The organism is Neptunomonas japonica DSM 18939, assembly GCF_000422765.1.
In the GTDB taxonomy this organism is placed as follows: Bacteria; Pseudomonadota; Gammaproteobacteria; order Pseudomonadales; family Balneatricaceae; genus Neptunomonas; species Neptunomonas japonica.
Genome location: NZ_AUGR01000023.1, coordinates 32,196 through 45,159, shown reverse-complemented (window position 1 = coordinate 45,159; position 12,964 = coordinate 32,196). Strand labels below are relative to the sequence as shown.

Here is a 12,964-nt window from a genome sequence, read left to right as displayed (position 1 = left end):
TAATGTACCACTTATATTCTAGTACAGCCGATCATCTTTACATTTTTATTACTAATAATTGTACTTTATCGACCAGCATACTCAAACATTCAGAGTCTTCAGTTTCTTTTAATTTTCTAAAATTTATTTAAATTTGCTTCAATGCACAATATTTTAGCTAAATATCCCTTATTACAGTGAATTAGCTTATCTAAGCCGCTAATTTGTATATTTTTTGCGACGCAAAATAAACATCAATCTAAAAACATAATAATTAAATACTGGCGGAACTTTCCTGCGAATTGTGCTATCCAGATAATAAGCATTAAAAAAAGCGGATGTATTAAACAACCTGATTTCCACAGTTAACTACAACGGAGGATCCCGTTATGTTTACCCAGATGGAATACGTAGGCACCTCGGATCTGCACTTATATCACGATGCGGCAACTAGCTTACAAGCGATCATTGCCATCCATTCAACGACTCTTGGCCCTGCGATTGGTGGCTGTCGCTTCATTCCGTACTCTAGTAGTGACGATGCAATAAAGGACGCCCTAACTTTAGCCAAAGGAATGAGCTACAAAGCAGCCTTAGCAGGTTTGCCACATGGCGGTGGAAAGTCAGTCATTATGCTTCCCAATAAAGAGTTTGATCGTCAAGCGTTAATGCGCTCATTTGGCCAGTGCATCGAACAACTTCAAGGCCGCTACATCACTGCTATGGATAGCGGCACGTTAACCTCAGATATGGATGCTATTGCACAAAGCACCCACGGGGTGACCTGCACAAACAGTTCAGGTGACCCTTCGCCATACACCGCCCTGGGTGTAATCCAAAGCATGAAAGCTGCAGTCAAATACCTGTTTGGTAAGGGTGATCTAGAGGGCACCCGCGTTTCTATTCAAGGATTGGGGCATGTCGGTATGGCTGTTGCCTCACATTTATCACTTGAAGGCGCGCATCTAACTGTTACCGATATTAATAATAATTTGATAAAAGCTGCCGTTGACGAGTTCCATGCAACCGCAGTAGCCCCTGATGATATATATACCGCCGATGTCGATATTTTCTGCCCTTGTGGTTTAGGTGCAATACTCAATGAAAGAACCATCGGCACAATCAAAGCACAAATTATTGTAGGCTCAGCCAACAACCAGCTAAACAGCCCTAAAGATGGCTATTCACTTCATCAGCGAGACATTCTCTACTTACCTGACTATATCGTTAATAGTGGAGGTCTGATCTTTGTTGCTCTCACTCATGCCGGCGAAAACACGCAAACAATCCACCACCAAGTAACAACAATTGGCACCACGCTGACCGACCTTTTGCTATCGTCTCACTCCAGTTCAATTCCACCTTTCGCCCTAGCCAACCAAAAGGCGGAGGCTATTTTAAACCGTGCAAGTGCTGTGGCAAAAACAGATAAGAGGGCTAACTTATGAGCATTTCCTTTGAAGGACAGATTCCTTTTTATCAATATATGGACGAACAGAGCGAGGTTGTTAATACACTTCCTGAGTGGGCGCTCATTGATGAAACACTGGTACGTTATTACCAACAAATGGTGATTGCTCGACAATTCGATAACAAGGCCATCGCTTTACAACGAACCGGACAGCTCGGCACTTACGCATCCTCTGCAGGCTGTGAAGCCATCGACGTTGTCACTGCGTCTTTGATGAAAAAAGAAGATGTATTGGTGCCTTACTATCGCAACCATGCCATGCAGATGGTCCGAGGCATGAAATTATCAGAGGTTCTACTCTATTGGGGTGGTGATGAAAGAGGCAATAGTTCACCCGCACAGGGAGAAGACTTCCCGAACTGTGTACCCATCGCCACCCAATGCCTTCATGCTTGCGGTGTCGCCAGTGCTATAAAAATCCGCGACCAACAACGTGCAACTGTTTCTATGCTAGGTGATGGCGCCACTTCCAAAGGTGACTTCATGGAAGCATTAAACGTTGCCGGAGTCTGGCAGCTGCCTGTTGTATTTATCATTAATAACAATCAATGGGCGATTTCTGTACCTCGTGCATTACAGTCAATTGCCCCAACGCTTGCCCAAAAGGCGCTCGGAGCGGGCATTCGAGGCGAGCAGGTAGATGGCAATGATGTTATTGCTCTTCACCAAAGTGTGGAGCAAGCATTAATACGAGCACGTGAAGGAAAAGGGCCCACTCTCATCGAAGCGGTTAGTTATCGTTTATCTGATCACACCACCGCTGACGACGCGACCCGTTACCGTCACCCGGACGCGCTGAAAACAGGTTGGGACAAAGAACCTATCAAGCGTTTACGTGATTACTTACATGCTCAAGGATGGTGGAATGAAAGCAATGAAACACAGTGGTTACAACACACCACAACACTCATACAAGAAGCTGTGGATCAGTACTTAGAAACGTCTCCCCAACCTGCAAGTGCAATGTTTGACTATCTATATGCTGAACTACCCTTGCAGCTCAAAAAGCAAAGAGAAATCGCCATTGCTAGAAGCGATAAGGGGGTATCATAATGAGCACTCAACAAGCCATTTGCATGGTAGAAGCCATCAATTTAGCGTTGCATCATGCCATGAGAAATGATGATGACGTGGTATTACTGGGCGAAGATGTCGGTACAAACGGCGGTGTTTTTCGTGCCACTATTGGCCTAAAAGAAAGCTTTGGTATGAAACGCGTGATGGACACACCTCTCGCCGAGAATATGATTGCAGGGTTATCCATAGGTATGGCTGCCCAAGGCTTAAAACCAATAGCAGAAATTCAGTTTCTGGGTTTTATTTTTCCCGCAATGGAACACATCATTTGTCATGCTGCCCGCCTACGCAACAGGACCCGTGGTCGCCTCAGTTGCCCGCTTGTTATTCGTGCACCTTATGGCGGAGGTATTCATGCACCTGAGCACCACTCCGAAAGCACCGAAGCCATCTTTGCACAAATACCAGGCCTAAGAGTTGTCATACCCTCGTCACCACAACGTGCCTATGGATTGCTGTTGTCAGCCATACAAAACCCTGACCCTGTCATATTCCTCGAACCCAAACGTATATACCGAAGTCAGAATCAAATCGTTGAAGATAATGGCCAAGCACTGCCTTTAGATACCTGCTTCACTTTGCGCGAAGGCGCTGATATTAGCTTAATCAGCTGGGGGGCGATGATCAAAGAAACACTAGAAGCGGCAGACCACTTGGCTGATGAAGGCATCCAATGCGAAGTCATCGATGTGGCCTCTATGAACCCACTCGACCGAGAAACCATTTTAGCCTCTGTCGGTAAAACTGGCCGGTGCGTCATTATTCAAGAGGCTCCTTTAAGCTGTTCTGTGGGTTCGGAAATTGCCAGCCTATTAGCAAGCGAGGCACTGATGGATTTACGCGCGCCAGTCGCCCGTGTCGCAGGTTACGACACTGTCATGCCTTATTTTCGACTAGAAGATCAATACATGCCCCTGACAATACAGATTATCGACGCTGCAAAACGCACGATGGAGTTCGCATAATATGAAATACTTTAAATTACCGGACCTAGGCGAAGGACTGCCAGAAGCGGATATTCTCGAATGGCATGTCAGCGAAGGTGACCATGTTGATGAAGATCAGCTATTGGTTTCTGTTGAAACAGCAAAAGCAGTCATTGACGTTCCCTCTCCTCAGACAGGAATCATCGCCCACCTTTTTGGTGCTGAAGGCGATACAGTTCATACAGGAGAGCCTTTGGTCGAGTTTATTAGCGATGATAAGGAAGAAGATGCAGGCACCGTTGTTGGGTCTCTAGTGACCGCAGAGACAGCGAGTCAGGAGGACACCTTTATTATTGGAGCATCGCCCAGCTCTCTTGCTCATAGACAACAACGAGCGACTCCTGCAATACGAGCATTAGCTAATCGCTTAGACATTGATCTTGACACCATTAAAGGCTCAGGCCAACAAGGCACGATAAGTACCCATGATGTTGAGCACGCTGCTCGCTTTAACAAAACTTTTGGTGCACCAGAGCGCTTAAAGGGCGTTCGTAAACATATGGCCATCAACATGAGCCAAGCACACGCCCAAATAGTGCCCGTTTCTCTTTTTGAAGATGCACACATTAGTCACTGGCCGGCTAAAGCGGATATTACGATGCGTCTTATCCAAGCGATTGCTGCTGCGTGCCAGCACGAACCTATTCTTAATAGCTGGTTTGATGGTCAGCAACTGACATTACGCCAGCACCAGCATATTGACCTCGGCGTTGCTGTTGATACAGATAAAGGCCTATTTGTACCGGTGTTAAGGAATATTGCAGGGCGCTCAGAAACAGCACTACGCGAAGGCCTTGACCAATTACGTAGCGATGTACTCGCCAGAACTATTCCTGCAGCAGAGCTACAGGGGGCAACGATTACATTAACCAACTTCGGCACTATGGCTGGCCGGTACGCTACTCCCATCATTGTACCGCCACAGGTGGCTATTATTGGCGCAGGTGTAATCCGAAATGAGGCCGTTGTACGTAACGGAAAGATAGAGATTGGAAAAGTATTACCAATCTCTCTAACTTTTGACCACAGAGTCGCTACAGGGGGCGAAGCAGCTCGTTTTTTAAGTGTTTTCATACGTTCGTTAGAAGATAACTTAAACTAAAATGAAACCAAGAGCTTAGACAAAAGGTCTAAAAATTAGCGAATATAAATGTAAAGTGTGAGCTACACTGAAATTATAGGTGCTTCAAAATAAAGCTTTTCTATTCAGCGCCTTGACCAGCTCGCCAGCAAACATAAAGGTGAATGTAATGGGTATCTTTGAGAATTATAAATCGCGCTATACCGCTACAATACAGGAAGAAATGTCTCTCACGGAGTATCTTGAGCTCTGCAAAACTGACCCTATGACATACGCCAGTGCCGCAGAAAGGATGCTGCAAGCAATAGGGGAGCCTGAGCTAATTGATACCGCAAAAGACCCTCGTCTAAGCCGTATTTTTTCCAATAAGGTAATGAAACTCTATCCAGCATTTCATGAATTTTATGGTACTGAAGACGCCATAGAAAACGTTGTTTCTTACTTCCGCCATGCCGCTCAAGGACTTGAAGAGCGTAAACAGATTCTTTATCTATTAGGCCCTGTGGGTGGCGGTAAATCTTCACTTGCTGAACGTCTGAAACATCTAATGGAAAAGATTCCTTTCTATGCTATCAAAGGATCGCCAGTTTTTGAGTCTCCACTAGGGTTATTCAACCCTGAAGAAGACTCCGTAATTCTTGAAGAAGAGTTTAATATTCCGCACCGCTATTTAAAAGGCATCATGTCGCCCTGGGCAGTAAAACGCTTGCATGAATATGGAGGGGATATATCTAAGTTTAAAGTCGTCAAATTATATCCCTCTATTTTAAACCAGACTGCTATTGCAAAAACCGAACCCGGCGATGAAAACAATCAAGATATTTCCTGTCTTGTCGGTAAGGTTGATATCCGTAAGCTAGAAGAATTTCCACAACATGACCCAGATGCCTATAGCTTCTCGGGTGCGCTTTGCCATGCGAACCAAGGGGTCATGGAGTTTGTTGAGATGTTTAAAGCACCGATAAAAGTGCTTCACCCTCTCTTAACAGCCACTCAAGAAGGTAACTACAATAGTACCGAAGGAATGGGAGCCATCCCTTATGACGGTATTATCCTAGCTCACTCCAATGAGTCCGAGTGGCAGACATTTAAAAACAATAAAACTAACGAGGCCTTTATTGACCGAGTTTATATTGTCAAAGTGCCTTATTGCACACGTATTTCTGAAGAGATAAAAATATACGAGAAGCTCTTAGAAAACAGTTCTTTACACGCAGCGCCTTGCGCTCCAGACACACTAAATATGCTAGCGCAGTTTTCTGTACTATCCCGCATGAAAGAACCAGAAAATTCTAATCTTTATTCAAAAATGCGTGTTTATAACGGTGAAAACCTGAAAGACACTGACCCCAAAGCAAAATCAATGCAGGAATATAAAGACCTTGCCGGTGTTGATGAAGGAATGAAAGGCTTATCTACCCGTTTTGCCTTCAAGATTCTTTCAAAAGTCTTCAACTTTGACCCTTCTGAAGTCGCCGCTAACCCTGTTCATTTAATGTATGTATTAGAACGTGAGATAGAACAGCAACAATTTGCTCCTGAAGTTCAAGAAAAATATATTGGTTTCATAAAAGAATATATTGCACCCAAATATATTGAACTTTTGGGCAAAGAGATTCAAACAGCCTACCTAGAGTCGTATTCTGAGTACGGCCAAAATATTTTTGATCGATACGTCACCTATGCTGATTTCTGGATTCAGGATCAGGAATACCGTGACCCCGAAACTGGCGACATTCTTAACCGTCAGGCCATCAGCGAAGAACTAGAGAAGATTGAGAAACCTGCCGGCATTAGTAATCCAAAAGATTTCCGTCATGAAATTGTTAACTTCGTATTACGTGCTCGTGCCAGCAACGATGGTAACAACCCATCGTGGTCAAGCTATGAAAAAATGCGCTCCGTTATCGAGAAAAAAATGTTCTCCAACACTGAGGACTTACTACCCGTCATCTCTTTCAATGCGAAAGGCTCTAGTGATGAGCAGAATAAGCATGGCGAATTTGTGCAACGGATGACCGAACGAGGCTATACAGAGAAACAAGTACGCTTGTTATCTGAATGGTATATCCGCGTTAGAAAATCCCAGTAACAGAATTCGGTTTCTCGCCGAGAAGGAGTACGGAACATGAGTTACATCATTGATCGCCGTCTCAATAGTAAAAAGAAAAGTGCTGTCAATCGACAGCGCTTTCTTCGCCGATATAAAAAACAGATAAAACACGCTGTTGAAGAATCGATCAAAAAACGTTCTATTCAAGACATGGACCGCGGGGGAGAGATTACAATCCCCCGCAAAGGTACCTCTGAACCCATGCTTCATCATGGCCAAGGAGGTAAACAAACACGCGTCTACCCTGGTAACAAAGAGTTCGACACTGGTGATGAATTTCAACGTCCTCAAGGAGGAGGCGGTGGTGGCGCAGGTCAAGGACAAGCCAGTAATCAAGGTGAAGGAGAAGATGACTTTTCTTTCTCTATCAACCAAGAAGAGTTTCTAGACTTTATGTTTGATGGGTTAGAACTCCCCTACTTGGTAAAAAAACAACTGATGGATACCACACAGTTTGAAACTCACCGAGCAGGATTCACGCAAGCAGGCTCACCAGACAAACTGAACATTGTTCGCTCACTCAGAGCAGCACATGCTCGACGCATTGCCCTTTCGGGTTCTGATAGAGACGAAATAAGAGAATTAAAAAAGCAATTATGGGCGCTGGAAAAAGAATCTATTAGTGATGAGAACAGCCAAAAAATACATGCTTTACAAGAACAGATCAAAACTCTGGACATCAACAAAAAACGCATCCCGTTTATTGATGATTTTGATTTGCGCTACAACAACATTGTAAAAACTCCCGTTCCTTCCAGCAAAGCTGTGATGTTTTGCATCATGGATGTTTCAGGCTCTATGACACAATCTATCAAAGAGATTGCTAAGCGCTTCTTTATTCTTTTATATCTATTTTTAACGCGAAACTACAAACAGATCGAAGTAGTTTTTGTACGACATCACACGCATGCAAAAGAAGTAGATGAAGAAGAGTTTTTCTACTCACGTGAAACCGGCGGTACGATTGTTTCTAGTGCCCTGGAACTCACAGCAGATATTCTTCAAGAGCGCTACCCTCGTAGTGACTGGAATATTTACGTGGCTCAAGCATCTGATGGCGATAACTGGGATGGCGACTCACAACGATGCAGCAAACTTCTTAGCGAAAAAATATTACCGCTGGTTCAGTATTACGCCTACGTAGAAATAACCAATGGGCCACACCAAAACCTGTGGAATGAGTACCAAGAAACCCACCAGCAACACCCTGAACAATTTGCAATGCAACACATCGAAGATGTAGCTGATATCTTTCCCGTTTTCCGTCGACTATTTGAGCGTAAGACTAAGGGGGCCGCATGAAAAAACCGCCTATTTCAACCGGTGCAGAATGGACCTTTGAGCTTATTGAAGCCTACGATCGAGAGATTGGCCGCATTGCAGCGGACTTCGGCTTAGATACCTACCCAAACCAAATTGAAGTGATTACATCTGAGCAGATGATGGACGCCTATGCATCTGTTGGGATGCCCCTTAATTACCATCATTGGTCATACGGTAAACAATTTGTGGAAACAGAACAACGCTATAAACGTGGCCAGATGGGGCTAGCATACGAAATCGTCATCAACTCCAACCCCTGCATCGCTTATTTGATGGAAGAGAACACCATGACCATGCAGGCGCTCGTTATTGCGCACGCCTGTTACGGACATAACTCTTTCTTTAAAGGTAACTATTTATTCCAAACTTGGACAGACGCCTCTGCCATTGTGGACTACCTAGTATTCGCCAAGCGTTATATAGCACAATGCGAGGAGCGTCATGGCATTGATGAAGTAGAATCACTCCTTGATGCCAGCCATGCCTTAATGAATTATGGCGTTAATCGTTACCTGCGCCCAAAACCATTAACAGCTGAAGAAGAAAAAGAGCGCGTCAACGCTCGTGAAGAATATAACCAACGCCATATAAATCAGTTGTGGAATACCATTCCTAAAAAAGATGAAGATGACACAGCCACTCAACAAGCACGTTATCCATCTGAGCCAGAAGAAAACATTCTCTACTTCATCGAAAAAAATGCACCTTTACTCGAACCCTGGCAACGAGAGATTGTGCGCATTGTACGCAAAATCGCACAATACTTTTATCCACAAAAACAAACCCAAGTTATGAATGAAGGCTGGGCCTGTTTTTGGCATCACACACTGCTACACCAGCTATATGATGAAGGCTTGGTAAATGATGGCTTTATGATGGAGTTCCTTCACTCTCATAGTAGTGTGGTCTATCAACCCTCATTTGATAACCCGCACTTCTCCGGTATAAACCCTTATACGCTTGGTTATAATATGATGCAGGATATAAGGCGAATTTGCGAAAAACCAACACCTGAAGACTATGAATGGTTTCCAGACATTGCCGGTAGCAACTGGCAAGAAACACTCGACCATGCCATGCGAAATTTTAAAGATGAAAGCTTCATACAACAATTTTTATCGCCACACCTTATCAGGGAGCTAAAACTTTTTTCCATTGTTGATGATTCAGAGCAACCCGTACTAAAAGTCTCTGCTATTCATAATGAAACGGGTTATCGAAAAATCCGTGAAGAACTTGCAGCGCAATACAACTTAGGAAATAGAGAACCTAACATTCAAATATATGACGTTGATGTACGTGGTAACCGCTCACTCACATTGCGGCACTTCATGCATAATAAACAACCACTCGGAGAAGATACTGAGGAGGTACTAAAGCATATCCATACGCTATGGGGGTTCGATGTTCACCTAGAATCGGTCACGCCCGAAAAAGCAACGGCAGCCAGTTTTCATTGTCCACCAAAAGAGAAGCTTGAGCTCTACTAACCCACCTAGCTATACTCAACCTCTGATGTACTTCCAAACACGGTAGCGGTACTACTGCTACCGCTTACATTAACGTAAAAACAGAGAATAAATAATGGATTGCCTTTTTTGTAAAATAACTAATAAAGAAATTCCTGCGCAAATTATTTATGAAGACGAACACGTTATTGCCTTTAATGATATTAACCCACAAGCTCCAGTGCATTTTTTAGTCATTCCTAAAAAGCATATCAGCACCCTAAATGACATCGAAGAAGGTGATCGTGAGCTGGTCGGGCACATGTTGATGAGCGCAAGTAAAATCGCTAAAGATCAAGGTGTTGCAGAAGACGGATACCGAACTGTCTTTAACTGTAATAGCCATGGCGGACAAACTGTTTATCATATTCACCTACATGTTCTCGCTGGAAAAGCCCTAGGTTGGCCTCCTTATCAAGCAGCCCTAAAACAACCTATTTAAATGTTTTTAAAGGAAAAAATGAACAAAATATGAACAATTCCATTCATATTTCCTTCATTAAAATATGTATAGACTTCTCCTACCCCAAAAATATTAATGCGCAGGGAAGTCTGTCATGAAAAAGCAAATTTTTACTTTCACCGTTTCAGCTCTAGCTATTGCAGTACTATCAGGCTGCTCAGCTACTAACAACTCTGCTCAGATGGATATTAAAGATTCTTCTGAGTACAAATCTCTTCAACAAGAACTAGCTTCTGTCAGAAACGCACAAGGCGATACTTCTCAGCTAGAATCTGAAATTGCACGCCTCACTCGTGAAAGCCAAACAACTAGCTTGCTACCACCAAACCCTAAAGCGGGCGAGTGTTATGCACGCGTTGTTATTCCTGCTAAGTACACTATGGCATCAGAAACTGTTCAGGTTCGTGCAGCAGGCCAGCGTATTGAAACAACAGCGCCTAAATACGGTTATGTTGAGCAGCGTGTTTTAGTAAAAGATGCTTACGAACGTCTTGAAGTTGTCCCAGCTACTTACAGAAATGTAACAGAAACAATTGAAGTTGCTGAAGCATCTGAACAGCTTGTTCGTGTACCTGCAAAATACAAAACAGTAACAGAAAAAATTCTAGTACGCCCTGCGCACACTGAATGGAAGAAAGGCACAGGCCCAATCCAGAAAGTTGATGCTGGGACTGGCGAAATCATGTGTTTAGTTGAAGTACCAGCTGTATACAAAACTGTTACAAAAACAGTCATGATTGCACCTGAATCTGTTAAAACAGTTGCTGTACCTGGTAAAAGCCAGACAATTTCTCGTCGTGTAGTTGACCAGCCTGCCGCAACTCGCAAGATCGTTGTTCCTGCTGTATACAAAACTATTAAGGTTCGTAAACTAACTAAAGCAGCACAGCAAACTGCTATCGCTATTCCTGCTGAGTACAAAACAGTTGAGAAACGTGCAAAAGTTAGTGATGCATACCTAGAGTGGCGCTCTATTCTTTGCGAAACAAACACTCAGCCTAGCCTAATCCGTGATCTTCAGCGTGCTCTAAAAGCTAAAGGTTATAACCCAGGTAGTATCGATGGTGTATTAGGCCGCGGTACAATGGCTGCTGTTAATTCTTACCAAAAAGCTAAAGGCATGGCTTCTGGCCAGCTAACAATCAACACATTGAAATCATTAGGCGTTGCTATCTAAGCACGTTTAACTTCCCTTTTAAGGCCCACATACGTGGGCTTTTTTTATTTATGCCCACTTATACAACCCATCACACGTCACTCTAATATCAGCCCAGCAACTCACTGAATAACCAAGCAGCAATCGTCCACATCATTAGCCCCACCAACGCTTCTACCCAACGCCATATCGAAGGCTTTCCTAACCAAGGAGATAATCCTTTTGCTAATAGTGTTAACAAAACAAACCACGAGAACGAAGCTAATATCGCTCCTATCCAAAAGCTGTACTTTTCACTCCCGACAAATTGATTACCCAAGCTGCCTAGTAGAACGACTGTATCCAAATATACATGTGGGTTTAAACAACTAACGGCCAATGTTGTTATCAGCGCCGATTTCAAGTCCCCTTTTGCTTGGCTTGCAGTTAACGCTACTGGCGACAAAAATGCTCTAAAAGCGAAAAACCCATAGCCAAACAAGAAAATAAAACCTCCTATCTGTATTACGGTAAGAGCATTGGGCCAGTGCTGAATGACAACACCAGCACCCACCATTCCTAGACTAATTAAGATCGCATCAACAAGAAAGCAAGTAGCTGCTACAGGCCAGTGATGCTGGCGCTTTACGCCTTGAGCTAACACAAAAGCATTCTGTGCTCCTAACGCGATGATTAATGCAGCTGCTGCCATATAACCTTTAGCTATGAAAAAAATCATGTTTTTTCCCTGAGTTAAGACTGGTAGATATGGTGCATGAGGAATAGAATTAATAAAAACTAATGATTTTAATATTTAATTAGAAATTCTTATGATTGATTATAAACAGCTTAAAGCGCTTTCTACTGTTATTGAAGAGCAAAACTTCGATAGAGCAGCATTACGTCTTCATATTACACAGTCAGCTGTTTCGCAACGTATCAAACAATTAGAAGAAATGGTTGGGCAAACATTACTCATTCGCTCGCACCCCATCTGCCCTACACAAGCTGGGCAAGCATTGCTAAAGCACTATCGCCAAATAGAAATGCTACAAAATGAAGTGATGTCAGAGCTTAATCCAGTATTACAGTCAGGGCACATTAGATTAGCAATTGCTGTTAATGCTGATAGCCTAGCCACTTGGTTTTTACCCGCTGTTGACTCTATTTTAAAACAACATAATGTTCTATTTGACCTTAAAGTTGACGACCAAGATCAAACCCAACAACTGCTGCGTAGCGGAGAAGTAATGGGATGTATTACCTCTAGCTCATCGCCCTTACAAGGTTGTCACTGTATCCCTTTAGGCGTTGCGGTGTATCGTTGCCTCGCCTCACCTGAATATATCAAACGCTACTTACCCAATGGCTGCAATAGAAGCAGCTTAATACACGCTCCTATTGTCGAATATAATCATAAAGATGCACTGCAACATCGTTATTTAAATCGCTTTTTTGATCTATCACCTGGTGACTACCCTACGCATCGAGTGCCTTCATATAGCGCTTTTATCGATATGATTATTCGAGGGTTTGCAGCAGGCATGATACCTGACCAACAAGCTATTCCTTATATGAAATCAGGCCAACTTATTGATATTAATCCAAGATATTATTTATCTGTGCCACTTTATTGGCATGTCTGGAATCTTAAAACGCCTTTAGAAAACGAACTAACCAGCGCTCTTTTAGATCAAGGAAAAATGGACTTAGAAGCTTTCTCAAAACACCCAGAACTCACATCACCATAATAATCATTAGACTTTATGATATAGGTCACCAAAATATTTGTTGCACCGCGTCATATTCGTGACATTGTACTACACTA

The 12,964-nt window shown here is 43.2% G+C and carries 11 protein-coding genes; 10 read left to right on the top strand and 1 reads right to left on the bottom strand.

Translation table 11 applies throughout. The features are described 5' to 3' along the window. Positions 1–368 precede the first annotated feature (368 nt). From G511_RS0114795 to G511_RS0114755, 9 genes are all read left to right on the top strand, one after another. Complete coding sequence (locus tag G511_RS0114795) at positions 369–1,427, top strand: Leu/Phe/Val dehydrogenase (RefSeq protein WP_028470317.1); 1,059 nt, start codon at positions 369–371, stop codon at positions 1,425–1,427. Beyond that, complete coding sequence (gene pdhA, locus G511_RS0114790; RefSeq protein ID WP_028470316.1) at positions 1,424–2,503, top strand: pyruvate dehydrogenase (acetyl-transferring) E1 component subunit alpha; 1,080 nt, start codon at positions 1,424–1,426, stop codon at positions 2,501–2,503. The genes G511_RS0114795 and pdhA overlap by 4 nt, the downstream gene beginning before the upstream one ends. Continuing rightward, positions 2,503–3,492: an alpha-ketoacid dehydrogenase subunit beta gene (locus tag G511_RS0114785; RefSeq protein ID WP_028470315.1), complete on the top strand. Its 990-nt coding sequence runs from the start codon at positions 2,503–2,505 to the stop codon at positions 3,490–3,492. Before pdhA ends, G511_RS0114785 begins: the two co-directional genes overlap by 1 nt. Position 3,493: 1 nt before the next feature. Next, positions 3,494–4,615: a dihydrolipoamide acetyltransferase family protein gene (locus G511_RS0114780; protein WP_028470314.1), complete on the top strand. Its 1,122-nt coding sequence runs from the start codon at positions 3,494–3,496 to the stop codon at positions 4,613–4,615. A gap of 148 nt (positions 4,616–4,763) precedes the next feature. After that, positions 4,764–6,686: a PrkA family serine protein kinase gene (locus G511_RS0114775; protein ID WP_028470313.1), complete on the top strand. Its 1,923-nt coding sequence runs from the start codon at positions 4,764–4,766 to the stop codon at positions 6,684–6,686. Positions 6,687–6,722: 36 nt separating this feature from the next. After that, the gene (locus G511_RS0114770; RefSeq protein ID WP_028470312.1) at positions 6,723–8,009 is read left to right on the top strand and encodes a YeaH/YhbH family protein; all 1,287 of its coding nucleotides are present in this window, start codon (positions 6,723–6,725) and stop codon (positions 8,007–8,009) included. Further along, the gene (locus tag G511_RS0114765) at positions 8,006–9,520 is read left to right on the top strand and encodes a SpoVR family protein (RefSeq protein WP_028470311.1); all 1,515 of its coding nucleotides are present in this window, start codon (positions 8,006–8,008) and stop codon (positions 9,518–9,520) included. Before G511_RS0114770 ends, G511_RS0114765 begins: the two co-directional genes overlap by 4 nt. Positions 9,521–9,614: 94 nt before the next feature. Beyond that, entirely contained in the window at positions 9,615–9,980 is a 366-nt protein-coding gene (locus tag G511_RS0114760) for a histidine triad nucleotide-binding protein (RefSeq protein ID WP_211224920.1), read from the top strand. 115 nt (positions 9,981–10,095) lie between these two features. Further along, entirely contained in the window at positions 10,096–11,178 is a 1,083-nt protein-coding gene (locus tag G511_RS0114755) for a peptidoglycan-binding domain-containing protein (protein ID WP_028470309.1), read from the top strand. An 88-nt stretch (positions 11,179–11,266) separates the two neighbouring features. Here G511_RS0114755 and G511_RS0114750 read toward each other — a convergent pair whose 3' ends face one another. Next, positions 11,267–11,875: a LysE/ArgO family amino acid transporter gene (locus G511_RS0114750; protein ID WP_028470308.1), complete on the bottom strand. Its 609-nt coding sequence runs from the start codon at positions 11,873–11,875 to the stop codon at positions 11,267–11,269. A gap of 91 nt (positions 11,876–11,966) precedes the next feature. Between G511_RS0114750 and G511_RS0114745 the strand changes: the two genes are divergently transcribed. After that, the gene (locus G511_RS0114745; RefSeq protein WP_028470307.1) at positions 11,967–12,887 is read left to right on the top strand and encodes a LysR family transcriptional regulator ArgP; all 921 of its coding nucleotides are present in this window, start codon (positions 11,967–11,969) and stop codon (positions 12,885–12,887) included. Positions 12,888–12,964 lie beyond the last annotated feature (77 nt).

Bases quoted from the DNA above. Each gene is read 5' to 3' on its own strand.
- G511_RS0114795 (WP_028470317.1), top strand. From the start codon at position 369: ATGTTTACCCAGATGGAATACGTAGGCACCTCGGATCTGCACTTATAT.
- pdhA (WP_028470316.1), top strand. From the start codon at position 1,424: ATGAGCATTTCCTTTGAAGGACAGATTCCTTTTTATCAATATATGGAC.
- G511_RS0114785 (WP_028470315.1), top strand. From the start codon at position 2,503: ATGAGCACTCAACAAGCCATTTGCATGGTAGAAGCCATCAATTTAGCG.
- G511_RS0114780 (WP_028470314.1), top strand. From the start codon at position 3,494: ATGAAATACTTTAAATTACCGGACCTAGGCGAAGGACTGCCAGAAGCG.
- G511_RS0114775 (WP_028470313.1), top strand. From the start codon at position 4,764: ATGGGTATCTTTGAGAATTATAAATCGCGCTATACCGCTACAATACAG.
- G511_RS0114770 (WP_028470312.1), top strand. From the start codon at position 6,723: ATGAGTTACATCATTGATCGCCGTCTCAATAGTAAAAAGAAAAGTGCT.
- G511_RS0114765 (WP_028470311.1), top strand. From the start codon at position 8,006: ATGAAAAAACCGCCTATTTCAACCGGTGCAGAATGGACCTTTGAGCTT.
- G511_RS0114760 (WP_211224920.1), top strand. From the start codon at position 9,615: ATGGATTGCCTTTTTTGTAAAATAACTAATAAAGAAATTCCTGCGCAA.
- G511_RS0114755 (WP_028470309.1), top strand. From the start codon at position 10,096: ATGAAAAAGCAAATTTTTACTTTCACCGTTTCAGCTCTAGCTATTGCA.
- G511_RS0114750 (WP_028470308.1), bottom strand. From the start codon at position 11,875: ATGATTTTTTTCATAGCTAAAGGTTATATGGCAGCAGCTGCATTAATC.
- G511_RS0114745 (WP_028470307.1), top strand. From the start codon at position 11,967: ATGATTGATTATAAACAGCTTAAAGCGCTTTCTACTGTTATTGAAGAG.